General features: G+C 67.4%; 13 protein-coding genes. 8 read left to right on the plus strand and 5 right to left on the minus strand.

Annotation, left to right across the window (positions count from 1 at the left end; all coding sequences use genetic code 11):
* Window positions 1–282 precede the first annotated feature (282 nt).
* From AC1DFE_RS21680 to AC1DFE_RS21700, 5 genes are all read right to left on the minus strand, one after another.
* Window positions 283–987, minus strand: a complete 705-nt coding sequence (locus AC1DFE_RS21680; protein WP_476907917.1) for an alpha/beta fold hydrolase — start codon at window positions 985–987, stop codon at window positions 283–285.
* A 105-nt stretch (window positions 988–1,092) separates the two neighbouring features.
* Window positions 1,093–2,496: a dicarboxylate/amino acid:cation symporter gene (locus tag AC1DFE_RS21685; RefSeq protein ID WP_476907918.1), complete on the minus strand. Its 1,404-nt coding sequence runs from the start codon at window positions 2,494–2,496 to the stop codon at window positions 1,093–1,095.
* Between the two features lie 253 nt (window positions 2,497–2,749).
* The gene (locus AC1DFE_RS21690; RefSeq protein WP_476907919.1) at window positions 2,750–4,435 is read right to left on the minus strand and encodes a DUF885 domain-containing protein; all 1,686 of its coding nucleotides are present in this window, start codon (window positions 4,433–4,435) and stop codon (window positions 2,750–2,752) included.
* A 52-nt stretch (window positions 4,436–4,487) separates the two neighbouring features.
* The gene (locus AC1DFE_RS21695; RefSeq protein ID WP_476907920.1) at window positions 4,488–4,733 is read right to left on the minus strand and encodes an acyl-CoA carboxylase subunit epsilon; all 246 of its coding nucleotides are present in this window, start codon (window positions 4,731–4,733) and stop codon (window positions 4,488–4,490) included.
* Window positions 4,730–6,313 (minus strand): acyl-CoA carboxylase subunit beta, encoded by a 1,584-nt coding sequence (locus AC1DFE_RS21700; protein ID WP_476907921.1) that lies wholly within the window; start codon window positions 6,311–6,313, stop codon window positions 4,730–4,732. Before AC1DFE_RS21700 ends, AC1DFE_RS21695 begins: the two co-directional genes overlap by 4 nt.
* Window positions 6,314–6,545: 232 nt before the next feature.
* Here AC1DFE_RS21700 and AC1DFE_RS21705 point away from each other — a divergent pair, with 232 nt between their 5' ends.
* The 8 genes from AC1DFE_RS21705 to AC1DFE_RS21740 all read left to right on the plus strand — a co-directional run bounded on the left by AC1DFE_RS21705 (window position 6,546) and on the right by AC1DFE_RS21740 (window position 21,583).
* A complete protein-coding gene (locus tag AC1DFE_RS21705) occupies window positions 6,546–7,448 on the plus strand; it encodes an SDR family oxidoreductase (RefSeq protein ID WP_476907922.1) in 903 nt (300 codons plus the stop codon).
* Between the two features lie 128 nt (window positions 7,449–7,576).
* On the plus strand, window positions 7,577–8,611 hold the full coding sequence (locus AC1DFE_RS21710) for a biotin--[acetyl-CoA-carboxylase] ligase (RefSeq protein ID WP_476907923.1): 1,035 nt from the start codon (window positions 7,577–7,579) through the stop codon (window positions 8,609–8,611).
* Window positions 8,604–9,203, plus strand: coding sequence for a PH domain-containing protein (locus AC1DFE_RS21715; RefSeq protein WP_476907924.1), 600 nt, complete (start codon window positions 8,604–8,606; stop codon window positions 9,201–9,203). The genes AC1DFE_RS21710 and AC1DFE_RS21715 overlap by 8 nt, the downstream gene beginning before the upstream one ends.
* Entirely contained in the window at window positions 9,193–10,365 is a 1,173-nt protein-coding gene (locus tag AC1DFE_RS21720) for an adenylate/guanylate cyclase domain-containing protein (RefSeq protein WP_476907925.1), read from the plus strand. The genes AC1DFE_RS21715 and AC1DFE_RS21720 overlap by 11 nt, the downstream gene beginning before the upstream one ends.
* A 234-nt stretch (window positions 10,366–10,599) precedes the next feature.
* Window positions 10,600–16,704, plus strand: a complete 6,105-nt coding sequence (locus AC1DFE_RS21725; RefSeq protein WP_476907926.1) for an Ig-like domain-containing protein — start codon at window positions 10,600–10,602, stop codon at window positions 16,702–16,704.
* A 94-nt stretch (window positions 16,705–16,798) separates the two neighbouring features.
* A complete protein-coding gene (locus tag AC1DFE_RS21730; protein ID WP_476907927.1) occupies window positions 16,799–17,770 on the plus strand; it encodes an AAA family ATPase in 972 nt (323 codons plus the stop codon).
* Between the two features lie 91 nt (window positions 17,771–17,861).
* On the plus strand, window positions 17,862–19,127 hold the full coding sequence (locus tag AC1DFE_RS21735; RefSeq protein ID WP_476907940.1) for a DUF58 domain-containing protein: 1,266 nt from the start codon (window positions 17,862–17,864) through the stop codon (window positions 19,125–19,127).
* Entirely contained in the window at window positions 19,124–21,583 is a 2,460-nt protein-coding gene (locus AC1DFE_RS21740; RefSeq protein WP_476907928.1) for a transglutaminase TgpA family protein, read from the plus strand. Before AC1DFE_RS21735 ends, AC1DFE_RS21740 begins: the two co-directional genes overlap by 4 nt.
* Window positions 21,584–21,644: the final 61 nt, after the last annotated feature.

Genomic DNA, 21,644 nt, shown 5'->3' on the forward strand with positions numbered 1-21,644 from the left:
AGCACATCACCGGAAGTGGAACCGGCGCCAACCCCCAGGCGAACCAACCGGGCCACACCACACTGCCCGAAAACAGAAAACAACCGCAGATCAACCCGCCGCCCCGCACAAACGACCATCACCCACCGTCATGAAAAATCGGGGCTAGCTAGTATTTGCCTGACCCCAACCGTACTGTGCGTCGATATGGCGGCGCCAAATTGCTGGACGCATATTTCGGGTGCCGAGGAAGTCCAACGCGGTGATGAAATGCGATAGGGGTTCCAGTCGCCTGTCAGGCTGTCAGGCTGTGCGGTCGACGGCGGCGAGGATCGCCGCCCCGAGTTCCGCTGGCTTGGTGAACTGCGGCCAGTGCCCGGTGGGAAGGTCCACGAGTTCAACGTCTCGGATACGGGCAAGCTCTTCGACGTAGGGGTGCCCGGCGTCCATCCACTCCGTCAGTAGGGAGGACGGGAACTCGCAGGCGATCACCGTGGCAGGGACATCGTAGCGGCGCACATCGCGGAGGTGCTGCTTGTCGCAGGCCACTGCCTTCGGTTGCGGGATGGCCCGCGCACGGAACGCTTCCCGCAGCCCGCCGTCGAGATCGGTGAGGTCGGCGTCGTCGAAAACGTCCCACGAAGGCAGGGGGATCTCGTCACCTTCGGCTGGCAGTTCATTGTTGATAACGCCGCCTTCCCCGAGCGGACCGCTGTCCACATAGACCGCCCGGACTACGCGGTCCGGGCGTTCGTCCACGGCGCCATGGACGATGGCGCCTCCGCCGGAGTGGCCAACGAGGACCAGTGGGCCTTCGATGCCGTCAATGGCTTCCACCACCGCGTTGATGTGGTCGCGGAGCCCGATGCCGGACCGCTTGGCGTCCTTCGCCTCGAGCCCCGGGAGGGTCAATGCGTGTATCTGGTGGCCGGCCTCCACAAGCGGGGGAGTGACGCCGGACCAGGATGAACCATCGAGCCAGAAGCCGGGAACCAGAATGATGTCCATGCCGGTACCCTACCCTTGCTGCCTGCCGCCTGGCCCCTATTTGGACGGGAGGACTTAAATGCGTGTGCCCCGGGAATCTCCCGGGGCACACGCATTCAGCAACGGTCAGGCGTTCGCCTCAGCGAGCTCACGCTCGACGGCGGCGGGCGACTCTTCCTCGCGGAAGGCCTCCCCGCTGCGCGGTGCGTTGTAGAGGGCTTCGTCCAGGATCCCCTGGCGCTTGGCCACAATCGTGGGCACGAGTGCCTGGCCGGCCACGTTGACCGCTGTGCGGCCCATATCCAGGATCGGGTCGATGGCCAGCAGGAGTCCGACGCCGGCCAGCGGCAGTCCCAGTGTGGAGAGGGTCAGCGTCAGCATGACGACGGCGCCGGTGGTTCCCGCCGTCGCGGCGGACCCGAGGACGGAAACCAGGGCGATGAGCAGGTACTGGCTGAAGTCGAGCTGGATCCCGAAGAACTGGGCCACGAAGATCGCTGCCACAGCCGGATAGATTGCGGCGCAGCCGTCCATCTTGGTGGTGGCGCCTAGCGGAACGGCAAAAGAGGCGTAGGCCCGGGGAACACCTAGGTTGCGCTCGGTGACGCGCTGGGTCAGCGGCAGCGTACCGATGGAGGAGCGGGACACGAAGGCCAGCTGGATGGCCGGCCACGCGCCGGAAAAGTACTGCTTGACCGACAGGCCGTGGGAGCGGACCAGGACCGGGTAGACACCGAACAGCACCAGGGCGAGGCCGATGTAGATGGCAATCGTGAACTTGCCCAGCGAGCCGATGGTGTCCCACCCGTAGACGGCCACCGCGTTGCCGATCAGGCCCACGGTGCCCAGCGGTGCGATGCGGATGATCCACCACAGCACCTTCTGAATGACGGCCAGCGCAGAGGCGTTGAGGGCCAGGAACGGCTCGGCCTGCTTGCCCACCTTGAGGGCGGCAACGCCGACGGCGATGGCGATCACCAGGATCTGCAGGACGTTGAAGCTGACGGAAGTGGTCACGGCGCCGGAGTCGGTGACCGTTGAGCTGGCGCCGAGGCCCAGGAAGTTCTTGGGGAACAGGCCGATGAGGAATGCCCACCAGTCGCCCTTCTTGCCGTCGTACTCCGTGTCGCCGGAGATGCCGGTGTTTGCGCCCGGCTGCAGGAGCACGCCCAGGCCGATGCCGATCAGCACGGCTACGAGCGAGGTGATGGCAAACCACAACAGCGTGTTCCAGGCCAGCCGCGCCGCGTTGGAGACCTCACGGAGGTTGGAAATGGAGCTCACCACGGCGGTGAAGATCAACGGCACCACGGCGGTCTGCAGCAGTGACACATAGCTGGAGCCGATGGTCTGCAGCGTGGCGCCCAGCCCGTTGGGGGTCTCCTTGGTGCTGCCGGTGTACTTGGCCAGCAGGCCGAGGGCCAACCCGACGATCAGGGCCGCGATGATCTGGAAGCCGAACGAACCTGCCCAACGGGGCAGCTGGAAGCCGGGACGCCCGGCCGTGGATGAAGTGGTTTGATTGCTCACCAGAACAAGCTAGGCCGCATAAAATACGGCTTCCAGCGCGTATTGAGAAATATTACGCGGCCCACCCGTAGTCAGGGGGCTTTTAAGTCTGGAAAACCGCCGTCGCACCAAGCTTTTATTAAGTTATTCCCGGGCCGCGTGTGGCAAACATCTCGCCTCCGCAGGGGAGTTTTTGTCCAGATATCGCGACCTAAAGGCCTCCGAAGTCGCGATATCTGGACAATAACTCGGCACCGCCAGCGGGCGAGGCAGGCTACCCGAGCATGGCGCGTTTGAGGGTGTCGAGGCCTACGGAGCCGATGTTCAGCGCCTTGGTGTGGAAGGACTTGAGGTCGAAGCCGGGCCGGGCTTCGAGCTCGGCTCGGATCTGCTCCCACAGGCGCTGGCCCACCTTGTATGACGGGGCCTGGCCGGGCCAGCCGAGGTAGCGGGCGAACTCGAACTGCAGGTTGCCCTCGCTGATGTCCAGGTTGGCCTTGAGGAAGTCGAAGCCCTTCTCCGGCGTCCAGGGACCGGATCCCCACCGGGCGGGCATGTCCAGCTCCAGATGGACGCCGATGTCGAAGACCACCCGGGCCGCCCGCATGCGCTGCATGTCCAGCATGCCCATGTGGTCGCCCGGATCCTTGAGGTAGCCGAGTTCCTCCATGAGCTTCTCCGCGTACAGGGCCCAGCCCTCGCCGTGCCCCGAGGTCCAGCAGACGTTGCGCCGCCAGCTGTTGAGCAGTTCGCGCCGGTAGACGGCGGTGGCCACCTGCAGGTGGTGGCCGGGCACGCCTTCATGGAACACCGTGGTGGTCTCGGCCCAGGTGGTGAACGTGTCCTCGCCCGCGGGCACGGACCACCACATCCGGCCGGGCCGGCTGAAGTCGTCCGTCGGTCCGGTGTAGTAGATGCCGCCCTCGTCGGTGGGCGCGATCCGGCATTCCAGCGTCTTCATGACGTCGGGAATCTCGAAGTGGACGTCGGCAAGGTCAGAGACCGCGCGGTCGGACAGCTCCTGCATCCACGCCGTCAGGGCATCAGTTCCCTTAAGCTGGCGGGCGGGATCGCTGTTGAGGATCTCCTTGGCCTCCGCGATGGAGGCTCCGGCCTTGATTTGCCCGGCTACCTGTTCTTGGGCGGCAATGATCCGCTCGAGCTCCTCAACGCCCCAGGCGTACGTTTCGTCGGGGTCGACGGCGGCGCCAATGAAAACCCGCGAGGCGAGGGCGTAGCGCTCCCGGCCCACGGCGTCCTTCTCGGGGGCCACGGGCAGCAGTTCCTCCTTGAGGAACTCGGCCAGTTCGGCGTACGCCGCCCGGGCGGCGGCAGCACCGGCGTCGAGCTTCTCCTGCAGGTCCGCCGGCAGCGGGCCGTCTTCCGTCCTGGCATCTGCCGCCAGCTTGGCGAAGAACCCGTCGTCTGCGGCGTACTTGGTGGTCTGCTCGATCACGATCGACACCTGGCGCCGGGCTGAGACCTTGCCGGTATCCTTGGCCGTCCGCAGGGACTCGATATAGCCGCTGACGGCGGCGGGCACGCTGTGCGTACGGCCCGCAATGTTCGCCCAGTGCTCCTCGGTGTCGGTAGGCATGAGGTCGAAGATCGACCGGATATTCTGCGCCGGGGAGTCGATGTTGTTCAGCTCGGCGAGATTCCAGCCCGACTCGTGGATCTCCAACTGGAGGCCGAGGCGTTCGCGCAGCGCATCGAGCGTGACGGCGTCGACGTCGTCAACGGGTTCCAGACCCTCGAGGGCCTCCAGGGTCTTTCGCTCCGCTGCGGCGAACCTGCTAAGTCCCGCAGGGGAAAAGTCCTGAAACTCGGTGTCGTGCCCCTGGATGCCGAGCGTGGTTGCCAGGCTCGGATCCAGGGCGACGAGCGTGTCGGTGTGGGCGTCGGCGACGGCGTCGATGGCGGTCCGGGGGCGCACTGGGGCGGCAGATTCAGTAGTCACCCCACGAGACTAACGGGGCGGTTCCAGTTATGAAAGACTTACTGAATTTTTCTTAGCCCCGGCTTCGTTTCCAGGCACCGGGGCCCGGCGTCGGCTCCAGCCGCAGCTGCTGCCGCCGCACCCAGTGCCGCGTGCTGGGCTTCGCTGGGCCGGCTGCTGCCGCCGGCTCCAGGGAAAGTACGACGGCGGTAAGCGCCGCCAGCTCCTCGGCTGTCGGTTCGCCCTTGGTGACGGAGAACAGGCTTTTGGCCGGCTGGGCGGGTTCGGCCGGCTCAACCGCCGGATCCGGGGCGCTCACAGCGGGATGTTCCCGTGCTTCTTCGTGGGCAGGCCTGCACGCTTGTCGCGCAGCGCCCGGAGCCCCTTGATGATCTGGAGCCTCGTGTCCGAGGGGGCGATCACGGCATCAACGTAGCCCAGCTCGGCGGCCTGGTACGGGTTGAGCAGCTCTTCCTCGTACTGCCGGATCACCTCGGCGCGTTTGGCCTCGACGTCGCCGCCGGCCTCGGCCTCGGCGGCGAGGTCGCGCCGGTAAAGGATGTTGACGGCGCCCTGGGCACCCATCACGCCGATCTGGGCGGTGGGCCACGCAAGGTTCAGATCGGCCCCGAGCTTCTTGGAGCCCATCACGATGTAGGCGCCGCCGTAGGCCTTCCGGGTGATCACGGTCAGCTTGGGCACGGTGGCTTCGGCATAGGCGTAGAGGAGCTTGGCGCCGCGGCGGATGATGCCCTGGAACTCCTGGTCCTTGCCCGGCAGGAAGCCGGGGACGTCCACGAGGGTGATGATGGGAATGTTGAAGGCGTCGCAGTGGCGGACAAACCGGGCCGCCTTTTCCGAGGCCGAGATGTCCAGTGTGCCGGCGAACTGCAGCGGCTGGTTGGCCACGATTCCCACCGTGTGGCCCTCGACACGGCCGTAGCCGATGATCACGTTCGGGGCGTACAGCGACTGCATCTCCAGGAAGTGGGCGTCATCGACGATCTGCTCGATGACCTTGCGCATGTCGTACGGCTGGTTCGCGGAGTCCGGGACCAGCGTGTCCAGGGTGAGGTCGTCGTCGTCGAGCTCCAGCTCCTGCTGGTGCTCCTGCGCGGGCGCCTCGGAGAGGTTGTTGGAGGGCAGGAAGTCAAGCAGTTCCCGGACGAACTCGATGGCGTCGGCTTCGTCGGAGGCCAGGTAGGTGGAGGTGCCGGTGTTGGCGTTGTGCTGCCGGGCGCCGCCGAGGGTCTCCATGTCCACGTCCTCGCCCGTGACGGTCTTGATGACGTCCGGGCCGGTGATGAACATGTGCGAGGTCTTGTCCACCATGACCACGTAGTCGGTCAGGGCGGGGGAGTAGGCTGCGCCGCCGGCGCACGGGCCCATGATGAGGGAGATCTGGGGGACCACTCCGGAGGCGTGGACGTTGTTGCGGAAGATGTCCGCGAACATGGCCAGCGAGGCGACACCCTCCTGGATCCGGGCTCCGCCGCCGTCGTTTATGCCCACCACCGGGCAGCCGTTGCGCAGCGCAAACTCCTGGACCTTCACGATCTTTTCGCCGTTGACCTGGCTCAGCGAACCGCCGTACACGCTGAAGTCCTGGCTGTACAGTGCCACGAGCCGGCCGTCCACAGTCCCGTAGCCGGACACCACGCCGTCACCTAGCGGCTTCTTCTTTTCCATGCCGAAGGCCGTGGAGCGGTGGACCGCCAGGGCGTCGAACTCCACGAAGGAGTCCGGGTCCACCAGCAGGTCGATCCGCTCGCGGGCGGTGTTCTTGCCGCGCGCGTGCTGCTTCTCGATGGCTTCAGGGCCGGACGGCTGCTCTGCACGGGCCTGGCGGTCGCGGAAATCGGCAATCTTTCCCGCCGTCGTGGTCAGATCGTGGCTCATGAAGTGTCTCCGACTCTGTAGCTGTTGTGCTGTAGCAGTTCCGCTGTGGCAGCGTGACGCGGGGCCTCTGGCTGCCGGTTTAAGTAGCTTCCGTACAACTCCAGGGCCCTGATGGCTAGTCTAGTGACGCAAATTCCCGGGACCGCTGTAGGTTTCCTACAATTTTCGTCCGTTGCGGCGACGGAAGCACCGATGTTACTCGCTGGTAACAAATTGCGGCTAGAGTGTCCCTATGACTTCGAGCAGCGACGCTTACCCTGTTCCCGCCACGCCCTACCGGGCCACCGGCAGTCTCCGGGGCCGGACCATCCTGATGTCCGGGGGCAGCCGCGGCATCGGCCTGGCCATCGCCAAGCGGGCAGCGCGCGACGGCGCCAACGTGGTGCTGCTGGCCAAGACCGGAGAGCCGCACGCGAAGCTCGAGGGTACTGTCTATAGCGCCGCCGAAGAGCTGGAGGCTGCCGGGGGCAGTGCCCTGCCCCTGGTGGGGGATGTAAGGAACGACGACGACGTCGCGCGTGCCGTGGACGCCGCCGTCGGCCGTTTCGGGGGAATCGACGTGGTCATCAACAACGCTTCCGCCATCGACCTTTCGCCGACCGACGCCGTGGACATGAAGCACTACGACCTCATGCAGGACATCAACGTCCGCGGAACGTTCCTGCTGTCCAAGCTGGCCCTGCCCGCTCTGCGCAAATCCTCCGGCGGCCACATCCTCACGCTCTCGCCGCCCCTGAACCTCGACCCGAAGTGGGCCGGCAGGCACCTGGCGTACACCATGTCCAAGTACGGCATGAGCCTGACAACGCTGGGCCTGGCGGAGGAGCTCCGGAACGACGGCATCTGCGTCAACTCGCTCTGGCCCCGGACGCTCATTGACACGGCCGCCATCCGGAACATGGCCGGCGGCGAGTCCTTGGTCCGGGCTGCCCGCGGACCCGGGATCATGGCCGACGCGGCCCACGCCGTGCTTACCGGGCAGGCAATCCCTGCTGACAGCTTGAACGCCAGCACCAGCAACACGGGCAACTTCTACACTGACGAACAGGTCCTGGCCGCCGCCGGCGTGACGGATTTCCGGCCGTACAGCCTGGGGGCCGCCGAAGCGGACCTCGTCCCGGACATCTTCCTGTGAGCTGACGGCTTTCTGTTTGCCGGCTTCTGTGAGCCGGCATCTTTCCCTGAGCTGACAGCTTCCTGTGAGCGGACTGCTGCGGGAGGCTTTCCCGGCCGTGCGGCCGGGCGAGTCGCTAGGATTCAACTATGGATGCCGCACGCCCTGACGATAGCCGTGGACCGCAGGGGAACCTGACCGGAGCGAAGGGCCTGCCCGAGCGGCCGGCCCTGGACCGGGAAGCCCTGTCCGACGCCAACTTCCTCGCCGCCACCGGCATCCCGCAGCTGACGGTCGTGGACGCCACCGGCTCCACCAATGCCGACCTGCTGCGGGCCGTGACCGCGGACTCCAAGGCCTGGCCCGACCTGGCAGTCCTGACGGCGGAGCACCAGACGGCCGCCCGGGGCCGGCTGGACCGTGCCTGGGAGGCGCCCGCCCGCAGCTCCGTCCTGGTCTCGCTGGTGCTGCGGCCCGTCAATGCTGACGGCCGCCCCCTGCCCACGCAGACCTATTCATGGCTGTCCCTCCTGGCCGCCGTCGCCCTGCGCGACACGTTGAATGAGACGGCGGGAATTCCCGCTGAGCTGAAGTGGCCGAACGACGTCCTCGTGCGGGGCGGGAAAATCGCCGGCATCCTCGCCCAGCTCGGCCCCCTGGGCGACGGCGCGGTGCCGCCCGTCGTCCTGGGCACCGGGCTGAACGTCACGCTCACCGAGGACGAGCTGCCGGTGCCCACTGCCACGTCCGTCCAGTTGCAGGGCGCCGGAACAGTGGACCGCACCGTGCTGTTGAAAAGCTACCTGTCCCGTTTTTGCACGCTGTACCGCAGCTTCTGCAATGCCGACGGCGACGCCACGGCCGGCCTGGCCGGCGGGCCGTCGCTGCACAAGCGCGTCGAAACGGCGATGGTCACCCTCGGCCAGCAGGTCCGCGCCCAGCTTCCCGGCGACCACGAGATCATCGGCCACGCCTCGCGGCTGGATGACTCGGGCTCCCTGCTGGTGGTGGACGCCTCTGCCCACGAGCACGTCGTGACTGCGGGGGACGTTGTTCACCTGCGGCCGTGGTCGCCAGGCAGCGCCGCCAAGCACGGTTCTGACAAGCACGGTTCTGACAAGCACAGCCCTGAAAATCACGGTGGTTCCGACAAACAGGGGTCCGGCGAAAGCGGTTATGCGTAAAGAACTCCTCCCGGGCGAGCAGGTCATTGTGGTGACCCGCCCGCAGCCCAGGGTGCTGTTCCTCCCGGCGGTGGTTTTCATTGTGGTGCCTGCCCTTGCGGCGTTCGCGAGCGCGTGGATTACCCGTGGCGGCCTGACCGCCCTGGCCCCGGCCATCAGCGGGGAATGGACGTCCTGGTCGGTGGCCGGCTGCGTGCTGGCCGGCCTGTGGATCCTGTTGGGGTACTGCCTGCCGCGGCTGCTGCGGTGGCAGGCCACCCGGTACTTCCTGACCAGTCAGCGGGTTCTGGCGCGCTACGGCATGCTCCGCCGCCGGGACCGGCAGGTTTTCCTGGAGTCAGTGCGTAATGTCACAATCAGCCAGTCGATGCTCCAACGGATGTTGCGTTCGGGGAATATATCCTTGGATGCCGGGCACCATTTCGGCACCGTGCTGAAGGATGTGCCGGAAGTTGCCACCTTCCACAGGTTCTTGCTGGAGGCCCTCGATGAGCTTCCGGACGATGAACCATTTGGATTGGGTCAGGCACCGGATGAGCCCGGCGCCGGGTTTCCGCGGGATGTGAGAGAAGGTGGAAGAGATGAACGATGAGGATCAGCGCGGCCACGAGGCCGATACGCATGAGGCCGGCACCAACGAGGCTGGAGCGCAGGGCGCCGGTCACCGGGAGGTGACGGACGCCGTCGTCGAAAATCCGGCCGCCGGTACCCTGTCCGCGGAACGAATCGCGGCAAAGGCCCTCGAATCACGGCTTCTGGGCGGTGATCGCAAGCTGCGCCGGCGCGAGGTGGCGGGCGGCGTTGGCCTGTCGCTGCTCTCGGCGCGCAAGCTGTGGCGTGCACTGGGCTTCCCCAACTTCGGTGACGATGACGTCGCCTTCACGGAGCGCGACCAGGCCGCCCTGTCCACGGCTGTGGGCATGGTCCGGGCCGGAATGCTCACCGAGGAAGCCGCCATCTCGGTGACCCGCGCCATCGGGCAGATGACGGACCGCATGGTGGTGTGGCAGATCGAGGCCCTGGTCGAGGACATGGTCCACGAACAGGGGCTCACCGACGCCCAGGCCCGCAAGCGCCTAGTCCACGAACTGCCCACGCTGGTGGACCCCCTCGAGGAAATGCTGGTCTACTCCTGGCGGCGTCAGCTCAACGCCGGAGTTCAGCGGCTGGCTGTCCGGGCGGAAGCCGGGCTGCAGGCCAGCGAGGAAGGCCGCGAAGGTGACGAGGACGACGCGCCGCTTCCCCTGGCGCGCGCCGTGGGTTTCGCCGACCTGGTGTCCTACACGAGCCTTTCCCGGCGGATGAACGAGAAGACGCTCGCCAAGCTGGTGCAGCGGTTCGAGAACAAGTGCGCGGAGATCATCTCGGTGGGCGGTGGCCGGCTGGTGAAAACCGTGGGCGACGAAGTCCTCTACATCGCCGAGACGCCGGCGGCGGGCGCGGAAATTTCGCTTGCCCTCGCCGAGGCCTTCACGCGCGATGAGATCCTGCCGGAGGCCCGGGTTGCGATGGTCTGGGGACGCATCCTCTCCCGCTTGGGCGACATCTACGGGCCCACCGTCAACCTCGCCGCCCGCCTCACCACGTTGGCCGATCCGGGGACCGTGCTGGTCGATTCGATGACCGCGGCGGCGCTGGACCAGGACGAGCGCTTCGTGCTCATTCCGCAGGACGTGGAGAACGTCCGGGGTTTCGGTGAGATCCAGCCGGTCACACTTGCACGGGGACGGGGCAAGGGCCTGGTCCTGGACTAAGCGTGGGCAGTCCTCCCCATCGCCCGGGCCGGGATGCGCGGGTAGGCTGGCCGGGTAACGGACGGCCTGCAGGGCTGTTCTTGGACAAGCCGCCAGCGCCCATGTAATAGTCGAGGCTCACAATTGTTCCGGCGTCTCTACGGGGGAGTGGCGGAGTGTCACCGGCCCGTGATGGACATCAGGGGCTAGCTAGCCGCGCTCAGGCGGCTGTGATTTCGGGGGAATAATAACGCTGTGTCAACTTTGTTCGGCAGGCTGGGGCTGAGGAACCGCCGCAACAAGATCGTCTCCGGCACCGTCTTTTCCGCTGCAGCTGCGGCGCTGGTGGCCGGTGCCATGATCTACCCGGGGTTCAAGACAACCGAGGTTGACCTTAACGACGGCGGCGTCTGGGTGGTCAGTAAGGCCCGGAACGCCGTCGGCCGCCTGAACTACCCTTCGCGGGTCCTTGACGGGGCTGTGACTCCGGCCAGCACCACCTTCGATGTCCTGCAGAACGCCGGCAAGGTGTTCGTCGACGACGAGTCCGGCTCCACCCTGAACCAGGTGTCCGCGGCCAATATGAGGCTCGGCGGAGACAAGCAGCTTCCCGGCTCGGCGCAGGTGAGTTTCGGCGCGGACGTCATCTCGGTCACCGACCCCGCCGCCGGCAAAATGTGGGCGATGTCCCCGTCAACGGTCAACGCCTTCGACGAGGAGTCCAGCGAGCCCGCAGTGGCGGCTTCCCAGGGACTCGTGTCCGCCGTCGGCTCCGATGACCGGATTTATTCGGCCGATCCGAAGACGGGGCAGGTGGCGGTAACCACGGTGGACGCCGCCGGGGCAGCCACCGGCACCGAGTACAGCACGTGGGACGGCCTGAAGGGCGCCGGGGACCTCCAGCTCGCCGTGGTGGGGGACCAACCTGTGGTCCTGGATGCAGCCGCCGGAAAACTGTTTCTGCCCGGCGGGCGTGAAGTGCCGCTGGCCGATGCGCGCGAGGCGAAGCTCCAGCACTCAGGCCCGGCCGCCGGCTTCGTGGCCGTGGCTACGGGGAAGGCACTCCTCAAACAGCCGCTCAACGGCTCCGCCGCGAAGGCCGTGGCCTTCGGGGGCCAGGGGGTGCCGGCGGTGCCCGTGCAGCTCGGCGGTTGCGTCCACGCGGCCTGGTCAGGTGCGAACAAATACGTCCGGGACTGCGCGAACGGCACGGACAACAAGAACGTGGCAGTGCCCAAAGCCAGCGCCTCACCCAGCTACGTCTTCCGGGTGAACCGGGACCTCGTGGTCCTGAACGACGTGAACTCGGGAAACGTGTGGCTGGTCAACCAAAACATGCAGCTGGTCAACAACTGGGACGACGTTGTCCCGCCCAAGAACCAGGCCGATGACCCGGACGAGGAGTCGGCCGACGACAACACCATCAACGTCCTCCCGGACCGCACCAAACCGAACCGTCCCCCGGAAACGAAACCCGACGTCGTCGGCGTCCGGCCCGGGCGCACCACGGTCCTGAGCGTCCTCGACAACGATTCCGACCCCGACGGCGACGTCCTGACCGCCTCGCTCGGGGCGGAGGGCCCGCAGGCCGGCAGCATCGAAAGCATCTACGGCGGCTCCGCCTTCCAGATCACCGTGCCGGCCGACGCCGCGCCGGGGACCGAGACCTTCGACTACACCGCAGCGGACGGCCGCGGCCTGTCGGCCGGCGGCAAGGTGAGCCTGAGCGTCGTGGGGCCGGACGAGAACCGGCCCCCGGCCTTCAAGCGCGGCGACCCCACCACGCTCCTGGTGGAGCAGGGGAAGACCGTCAGCCAGAACATCCTCACCGACTGGGCCGATCCCGACGGCGACGACCTCGTCCTGATGTCAGCCACCGCCGACAACGAACAGGACCAGGTCAAGGTCCGCCGCGACGGCCTGCTCACCTTCCAGGACTCCGGTGCCTCGGCCGGCAAGAAAAGCGTCACCGTGACCGTCTGGGACGGCCGCGCCACCACCACGGGCAAAGTGCTGGTCAACGTCCAGCCGCCGGGCGCCCTCGCCCCAGTGGTCAATGCCGACCACATCACGGCGGTGGTGGGACAGGACCTGGTCATTGCGCCGTTGAAGAACGACGTCGACCCCAACGGCGGCGCGCTGCGCCTGGCCCAGGTGGAAGCCAGCGGAGCCGCGGAGCTCGGCCCGGTCACCGACGGCGGCACCTTCACCTTCCGCAGCCGCACCCCGGGGCCGGTGTACCTGACGTACCTGGCCAGCAACGGTCCGCAAAGCAGCCAAGGCCTCATCCGGGTGGATGTGGAATCCGGCAAGGACACCGGAAATCCCGTCGCCGTCCACGACGTCGGGCTCCTGCCGGTGGGCGGCAGCGTGCTGCTGGACCCGCTGGCCAACGACTCAGACCCGTCCGGCGGCGTCCTGGTCCTGCAGTCCGTCGCGGTGCCGGAGAACGCCACGGCGTCGGTCAGCGTGATCGACCACAGCGTCCTGCGGATCACCGACGTCGCCGGCACCAAGGACCCCTTCCTGTTCCGCTACACGATGTCCAACGGCACGGCTTCCGCCACCGGAAGTGTGTCGGTGGTTCCCGTTCCCGCCCCCGCTGTGGTGGAGGCACCCCAGCCCAAGCCCGACGAGGTCAACGTCCGTGTGAACGACGTCGTGACCATCCCCGTCCTGGACAACGACACCCACCCACAGGGCGAGAAGCTGACAGTTGACCCGGTCCTGCCGCAGGCCGTTCCGGCGGAGGACGGCACGAGCTTCGTCTCGGAAAACACGCTCCGGTTCATCGCTGGCAGCCAGCCGAAGACGGTCCGGGCCATCTACAACGCCGTGGATCCGCAGGGCCAGAAGAGCGCCGCCGCCGTCACCATCCACATCCTGCCGCTGGAGGGCGCCGAGAACTCCCGGCCGCAGCCTAAAAACCTGACCGCCAGGGTGGTGGCTGCCGGCACGGTGCGCATCCCGGTGCCGCTGGACGGCATCGATCCCGACGGCGATTCCGTCCAACTCACGGGCATCGACAGTACGCCCGGCATGGGCACTGCGACGGCGGGCAGCAACTTCATCGACTTCGTCGCCGCCGGCAACGGTGCAGGGACCGATACGTTCCGGTACAAGGTGGTGGACCGGCAGGGCGCCGTGAACACCGGCACCGTTACCGTGGGCATCGCGCCGCGCAGCGACACCAACCAAAAGCCCACGCCGGTGGACGACCAGGTCAAGGTCCGGCCCGGGCGGCAGATCGCTGTCGACGCTGCCGGCAACGACACCGATCCCGACGGCGACCTGATCAGGATCGTCAGCGACGGCATCGAAGCCGACGCCGGTCTGAAGGCCACGGTCAGCAAGCAAAGCGGCCGCATCCTGCTGCAGGCGCCGGCTACCGAAGGCACCGTCAACGTCCGCTACACCGTGGCCGACGACCGGGGAGCCTCCGCGCAGGCAGCCATCAGGATGGTGGTGGACAGCAACGTTCCGCTGCAGGCACCCATCGCCCGGGACGACAGGGTGACCTCCGCGCAGACGCTCGGCAAAACCGCCGTCGACGTCCCCGTCCTGAAGAATGACGAGGACCCTGACGGCGTCGGCGAAAACCTGAAGGTCAGCAGCACCGCCGGGACCGCGCGCTCGGGAACGGACGGCAACATGATCGTGGAACTGACAGGGGACCCGCAGCTGGTGCCGTACACGGTAGAGGACGTCGACGGCCAGAAGTCCACGGCGATCATCTGGGTGCCGGGTCTGGGCCAGCAGGTTCCCACCCTGGCCAAGGACGAAGTCCTCGAGGTGGTGGCCGGCCAGTCCGTGACTGCCGACCTCACCGAATGGGTCAAGGTGCGGGACGGCCGTTCGCCCCGGCTGACCCAGACCGACCGGATTAAGCTCATCGGCGCGGACGGCAGCAACCCCGTAGCCGGGAACGGCACCGCCGTCCGGTACACCGCGGACAAGGACTATGTGGGCCCCGGATCCATCACCTTCGAGGTGACGGACGGCTCCGGCCCGGACGACGCCGCCGGACTCAAATCCACGCTGAGCATCCGCACCAAAGTGCTGCCCGACCCCAACAGGAACAACCCGCCGGTCCTGCTGGGCGGGTCCGTGGACGTTCCGGTGGGAGACCCGGCCCGGACGGACCTCGGAAAGCTGACCACAGACCCTGACGGTGATGACGCCGCGAACATGTTGTACGAGATCGTCGGCGCCGTTCCGGCGGGCTTCAGCGTGGGCATCGACGGAACTTCCCTAAATGTCTCCGCACGGGACGGCGTGCGGCCCGGCCAGGGCGGCTCTGTGCAGGTGAAGGCGAAGGACCCGCGGGGCCTTGAATCCACCGCCACGTTCCGGCTGGCCGTCACGGCGACCAACCGGGCCAAACCCGTGGCCAGCGACGACGTCGAGGAAAACGCCGCGGCCGGCAAACCCGTGACCGTCAAGGTGCTGGCGAATGACTCCAACCCGTTCCCCGACACACCGCTGAAGATCATCGGCGTGGCCACGGAAACCGGCCAGGGCGCCGCCGCCATCAGTGGCGACTCGGTGACCGTCACGCCGTTGGCCGGGTTCTCCGGGACCCTGATTGTGTCCTACACCGTGGGGGACAAGACCGAGGACGCATCCCGGTACGCCACCGCCCGCATCCGGCTCACCGTCAAGGACAAGCCCCTCGCACCCACCACGCCACAGGCGCAGAGCGTGGGTGACCGGACCGCGCTGCTGAACTGGACTGCGCCCGCGGACCGGGGTTCGCCCATCGCCAAGTACACGGTCTACGGCGAAGCCGGCTACCGGCAGGACTGCCCGGCCAACTCCTGCACGCTGAATAACCTCGTGAACAACACCAAGTACCACTTCCAGGTGACGGCCACCAACGACTTCGGCGAATCCGAGCGCTCACCTGCCTCGGCGGAGGTCCGGCCGGACGTCAAACCCGAGATGCCGCTGGCTCCGTCGCTAAAGTTCGGTGACAAGCAGCTCTCCATTGCCTGGAAGGCGCCTGCCAGCAAGGGCTCGCCGGTCAAGTCCTACGATCTCGAAATCTCGCCGGCGCCCAGCGGCCAGAACCCGCAGATCCAGAACCTGACGTCCACCAGCTACGTCTGGAAGGGACTCACCAACGGCGTGGCCTACAAGGTGCGTGTCCTCGCCCGCAACGATGCGAAGGACCCTTCGGAGTGGAGCACCTACTCCGCGGCCGAGGTGCCGGCCGGCGTGCCCGTTACCCCGGCGGCCCCCAGCGCCGCCGGGGCCGGCTCGGTGGGCAGCCAGACCCAGCTGAACGTGAGCTGGACCGCGCCGGACAACAACGGCGATGCCGTCTCTGCCTACACGCTGACCACCATGCACGGAGGCGCGGCGGTCAAGAGCCAAAAGGTGGCCTCCGGAACGTCCCTGAACGTCACCGTGGACAATTCGGAGGCGGATTATACGTTCACGGTTTCCGCCACGAACAAGGCTGGCACGTCCGGAACCAGCGCGCAGTCCGCGCCGGTCCGGGCCGCCGGCAAGCCGGGGACGGTGAACGGCGGAACTGTGACGGCGCCCGGCAACTCCGGCCAGCTCAGGATCACGTTCACACCATTGACGGACGCGCAGCGGAACGGTTCACAGGCGTCGGAGATCGCTTACCGCTGGTCCACGGCCTACGGATCGGGGCCGATCAGCGCGGGCGGCGGCACCATTTACGGGCAGCCCAACGGCAGGAACGTTACGGTGAACATCATCGCCTCCTCCACCAAGAACAACGTTTCCGGTGATGGCAAGGCCATCGGCTCGGCCGTTCCGTACGGTCCGCCCGCCGCACCGGTGGTCACCGGCGGCACGTCCGGCGCGGGAGACAGCCAGGTGCACTGGACCTGGAGCGCGCCGAACGACAACGGCAAGGCCATCAACCGCTACGAAGTGGACTTTGACGGCACCGGGTTCAAGTCCGTGGGCCTGAGCCGGCAGTACAACCACGCGGGCGGCGGCTGGGGCCAGCGACACACGCTGGCGGTCCGGGCCTGCAACGGCACCGACGGAATCAAGGATTGCGGCCGGTCCGACTCCGCAGCCGCCACGTCAGGCGCAGACCCTGCCCCTCCGCTGACGGAGGTCAGGGTCAAGCGGTCCGACAACAACAGCTGCCCCGGCAAGCCCGGCGTCCCCGACCGGTACAACGCCGCGACGCGCAGCTGCGGCGGCAGCGACGCCAACTGGGTGTCTTATTCCGACGGCTGGATCACTACACCCTGCTGGGCCGACATCTACAACAACGGCAGCCGCTGGTACAAGATGAACGGCGGGCCGCACGACGGCTGGTACGTCAAGGGCATCACCGTGGACATCCGGGGCCCCGGCGTGGGGCAGTGCTGACCGTGCCGAGCCACCTTTTTGAGCGCCACCGCCTTGAGCGGCACCGCCTGCTGAGAACGAATATCCCTGGAATGACACAGAAGAGGAACCAACCATGACAATGACTAGCGAGCAGGCCGCCTGGTTCGCGGGGACGTTCGAAAAGCTCGTCGCCAACGTGGGCCAGGCCGTCCTGGGCAAGTCCCACGTCATCAGCCTGACCTTCACCGCGATGCTCGCCGAGGGCCACGTCCTCTTCGAAGACGCGCCCGGCACCGGCAAGACCTCGTTGGCCCGGGCCCTCGCCGCCACCGTCCAGGGCTCCAACAGCCGCATCCAGTTCACCCCTGACCTGCTGCCCTCCGATGTCACCGGCGTGACCATCTATGACCAGAAAACCCAGCGGTTCGAGTTCCACAAGGGACCGATCTTCAGCAACATCGTGCTCGCGGACGAAATCAACCGCGCCTCGCCCAAGACACAGTCGGCGCTGCTGGAAGTCATGGAAGAGTCCCGGGTCACCGTGGACGGCACCACCTATGACGCCGGCCGGCCGTTCATGGTGCTGGCCACCCAGAACCCGATCGAGCAGGCCGGCACCTACCGGCTGCCCGAGGCCCAGCTGGACCGCTTCCTGCTCAAGACCTCCATCGGGTACCCGGACCACGCCTCCACCGTCCAGCTCCTGGGCGGCACCAACCTCAAGGACCGGTCACGGGACCTGCGGCCCGTGATCACCACGCAGGCCGTGGCCGACATGGCGGACCTCGCCGCCACCACACACGTCGATACCGCGGTGCTGGAATATATCTCCCGGCTCTGCGAGGAAACCCGCAACGCTCCTGAGACCCGTCTGGGTGTCTCGGTCCGCGGGGCCCTCGCCATGGTCCGGGCAGCCAAGGTGTGGGCCGCCAGCCAGGGCCGCAACTTTGTGCTGCCGGACGACATCAAGGACCTCGCCGCTGTCGTCTGGACCCACCGTTTCGTGATGGATCCCGAAGCCGAATTCTCCGGGGCCACAGCCGAGGCCGTTCTGGGACGTGTGCTGGCCGATGTCGCAGCGCCGCAGCAGCGCGCCGCTGTCTAAAATGCCGCTGTCGAAAATGCGGCTGTCTCAAATGCGGCGGTTTAGGGTGCGGCTACCAAAGGCCCGGCTGTCCGGCATGCGGCTGCCCAAGATGCAGCTCCAAGGCCGCCCGTCCAAGGTGTGGTCGGATGTCAGCAGCACTGCACGCCTCGCGCTTGCTCCGGCCAGGCGGATAGCCGACGGCGTCTGGGGGCGCCGCGTACGGCCCGTGCTGTCAGTGGTGAGCGTCCTGGGCTGGTCCGTGCTGGCCGCTGCGATTCTCCTGTGGGTGGCCGGGAACGCCTACGGCTGGCAGGAAGCCAAAGCGGCAGCCATTGCGGCGCTGGTGCTCTTCGTCATCGCCGTCGGCTTTATCCTGGGCCGTTCCTCGTACGGGGTCCTGCTCGACCTCGCCCGCACCCGGGTGGCGGTGGGGGACAGCGCTGTCGGAAGCATCGCCGTTTCCAACACCTCTGCCCGGCCGCTCCTGCCGGCTGACCTCGAACTGCCCGTCGGTGCAGCCACCGCAGTGTTCCACCTGCCGCGCATGAAGCCGCAGCAGGTGCACGAGGACCTCTTCACCATCCCGACGGCGCGCAGGGCCGTCATCGTGGTGGGTCCGGTGCGCTCCGTCCGGGCCGATCCGCTGCACCTGCTCCGCCGGCAGGTGCTCTGGACGGAACCGGAGGACCTCTTTGTGCATCCCCGGACCGTGGCGCTGGCTGGTTCGGCCGGGGGGTTCATCCGCGACCTGGAGGGCATGCCCACCACGGAGCTCTCCAGCGCGGACGTTTCCTTCCACGCGCTGCGCGACTACGTCCCGGGGGACGACCGGCGGCACATCCACTGGAAAACCACTGCCCGGACCAACAAGCTGATGGTCCGCCAGTTCGAGGAAACCCGCCGCGCCCACCTGGCCATTTCGCTGTCCATCAACACGGACGAATACGCGTCGGAAGAGGAATTCGAGCTGGCCATATCGGCAGCCGCGTCAATCGGCCGGCAGGCCATCCGCGAACAGCGGGAGCTGGACGTCCTGACCCAGGCTGGTCCGCTGCGCTGCGGGACAGGCCGCAACATGCTGGACGATATGACCCGGATCGTCGGCACGCCGCTGCGAAAGTCCGCCGTGGACCTCGCCCGCACGCTTGCCGATACTGTGCCCAACGCCTCCGTGGTCTTCTTCGTGGTGGGCAGCCAGGTGACGCCCACCCAGCTCCGCTCGGCCGCAGCCTCGGTGCCGCCCGGCGTCCGGAGCCTTGCTGTGCTCGCTGACGCCGGCGCTGCCCCGGCCCGCGCCAACATCGGCGAACTGACCGTCCTCACGGTCGGTGACCTCTCCGAGCTTCCCTCCGTCCTGCGAAAGGCTGCAGCATGAGTGAGGCCACCGGTCTCCGCCCCCGTCGCTCGGTTCAGCCAAACCGTTCAGACCGTTCAGGCCGTCCAGACCGCCCCCGCCGTCCGGTCGCGCGGGCGGCTGGGTCCGCTTTTGCCGATGGCCGGCCGCTGTGGCATCTTCTGCTCGACGGCGGTGCCCTCACCGTTCTGCTCGGGCTGGGTGTCCTCGGGTTCAGCCTCAGCTTCGGCGGCGACCCGTATTACCTGGTTGCCGGTTTTGGCGGGATTATCCTGGGCCTGGCCACCGCTGCCTGCAATGCCCATTTCCGGCTGGGGCTGCTGATCACCACGGCCTTTGCCTTCGGCACCTACCTGGTGCTGGGGACGGCCCTCGCGGTGCCCGACGCCGCAGTCGCGGGGTTCATCCCCAGCATGGAATCGCTACGGACGCTGCTGCTCGGCGTCGTCTTCTCCTGGAAGGACATGCTGACCGTGGGAGTGCCCGTGGGCACCGCAGGCGGCGTCCTGATTGTCCCCTTCCTGAGCTCACTCATCACGGCAGCCGCCGCCGGCGTCCTCACCTGGCGGATGCGGAGCCCTTACTGGCCGCTGCTGCCGGTCCTGGTCCTGTTCGTCACTGGCATCGCCTTCAGCACCAACGCCGGGTTCCTGACGGTGGAAAGGGGCATCGCGCTGACGGTGGTGGGCATCGCCTGGGCCACCTTCCGGCGGGACGCACTGCGCCGGCGCGACACCCACAAGGTCTCGGTGAACTGTCCTCAGCACGACCCCGGAACTGCCGGAAAGGCGCGCGTGCGCCGCCTGGCGGCCGGAGCCGCCGTGCTGGCGGCGACGGTGGCCATCACCGCGGCGGTTTCGCCGCTTATCGACGGCGGCGACGAGCGGCGCGTCCTCCGCAACGTCGTCGTACCGCCCTTTGATCCCAAGGCCTACGTCACGCCGCTGGCGAGCTTCCGCAACTACGTCAAGGACAGGAAGGACGACGCCCTGTTCACCGTCAAGGGGCTGCCCAAGGACGCGCGGGTGCGGCTCGGAGCACTCGATTCCTTCAACGGCACCAACTACACCATGGATCCCAACGGCTCGGGCAGCTTCAGCAAGGTTGGTGACGCGAAATCGATCAACACACTGGCCGACTCCACGGACCCGGTGCCGACGAACGACTACAGCCTGGACATCAGCATTGACGACTACCAGGGCTACTTCGTCCCGGGCGGACGGAAAACCACCGGACTCAGCTTTGGCCCCGGTTCCTCCGCCGCCGCGTCGGGGCTGTACTTCAACTCCGGCACCGATACCGCGGTGACCACCCAGGGCCTGTCCCGGGGCGATTCCTACACCGTCCAGGTTTCGGACCCGGTGAAGCTGGAGCACGGCCAGCTGACGCAGTACGACTTCGCCAAGGTCAGCCTGCCGGACACCACCGACGTCCCGCCGGTGGTGGGCGCCCAGGCCAATGACCTGGCCGCCGACGCCCCGACGGCCGTGGATCAGGTCCGGCAGATCGAGGCCCACTTCCAGAAGGAGGGGGCCTTCAGCAACGGGCTCATCGCCGACGGGCAGCTTCCCAGCGTCTCCGGGCACGGCGCGGCGCGCATCCGCGACCTGCTGACCGCCAAACAGATGCTGGGCGACGATGAGCAGTACGCGGTGGCGATGTCCCTCATGCTGCGGCACCTGGGGATCCCCTCGCGCGTGGTCATGGGCTTTTACCCCGATCCGAAGAGCCCGGAGAACGGTGCCGGCGAAATCAAGATCCTGGGCAAGGACGTCCACGCCTGGGTGGAGGTGGCGTTCGACCGGGTTGGCTGGGTGGCCTTCGACCCCACACCGCCCAAGGACAACATTCCCATCCCGCCGGACCCGGAAAACAAGTCCAAGCCGAAGCCCCAGGTCCTGCAGCCGCCGCCACCGCCGCAGGAACCGGCCGACCTGCCGCCGGACTCCTCACCCGACGCCCTCGACGCCGACGAGAAGAAAAACAACCCCTGGCTTGTGTGGGGACCAATCCTCACGGCAATCGGCATCGCCGCGATTCCCGTCGGCGCCCTTGCCCTGCCGCTGCTGCTCATTGCGCTGCTCAAGTCCCGGCGCCGGAAGGTCCGCTTCACCGACGGCGGTCCTGCCCAGCGCGTCGGCGGTGGCTGGAACGAGGTCCTCAGCCTGGCAACGGATATGGGCGCCGCCGTGGACAACCGTGCCACCAGGCGGGAAACGGCGGCGGTAGTCGCTGAAGCGTTCCCCGCCGCAGGGACCACCACAACCCTGCTGGCGCACCGGGCTGACGCCTCCATCTTCGGGGCCGGCCAGCCCAGTGAGGATGAGGTCCGGGAGTACTGGGATATCGTGGACGGCTCGCTCAAGGAGATGACGGAAACGGTCGGCTTCTGGCGGCGCCAGCAGGCGCGGTTCTCGCCCCGGTCGCTGCTGGCCGAGGCCCGGGCTGCCCTGGCCGCGCGGGGGTTCCGGCGGTGAACGGTTTGCCTGGGACGGGCGAGCGGCCTATATCTGCCCAGGGGCCCGTAACTGCCGAGGG

The sequence above is a fragment of the Arthrobacter sp. 05T423 genome (genome assembly GCF_056396245.1).

Bases quoted from the DNA above. Each gene is read 5' to 3' on its own strand.
- AC1DFE_RS21735 (WP_476907940.1), top strand. From the start codon at position 17,862: ATGCAGCTCCAAGGCCGCCCGTCCAAGGTGTGGTCGGATGTCAGCAGC.
- AC1DFE_RS21680 (WP_476907917.1), bottom strand. From the start codon at position 987: ATGGACATCATTCTGGTTCCCGGCTTCTGGCTCGATGGTTCATCCTGG.
- AC1DFE_RS21730 (WP_476907927.1), top strand. From the start codon at position 16,799: ATGACAATGACTAGCGAGCAGGCCGCCTGGTTCGCGGGGACGTTCGAA.
- AC1DFE_RS21700 (WP_476907921.1), bottom strand. From the start codon at position 6,313: ATGAGCCACGATCTGACCACGACGGCGGGAAAGATTGCCGATTTCCGC.
- AC1DFE_RS21720 (WP_476907925.1), top strand. From the start codon at position 9,193: ATGAACGATGAGGATCAGCGCGGCCACGAGGCCGATACGCATGAGGCC.
- AC1DFE_RS21740 (WP_476907928.1), top strand. From the start codon at position 19,124: ATGAGTGAGGCCACCGGTCTCCGCCCCCGTCGCTCGGTTCAGCCAAAC.
- AC1DFE_RS21710 (WP_476907923.1), top strand. From the start codon at position 7,577: ATGGATGCCGCACGCCCTGACGATAGCCGTGGACCGCAGGGGAACCTG.
- AC1DFE_RS21715 (WP_476907924.1), top strand. From the start codon at position 8,604: ATGCGTAAAGAACTCCTCCCGGGCGAGCAGGTCATTGTGGTGACCCGC.
- AC1DFE_RS21705 (WP_476907922.1), top strand. From the start codon at position 6,546: ATGACTTCGAGCAGCGACGCTTACCCTGTTCCCGCCACGCCCTACCGG.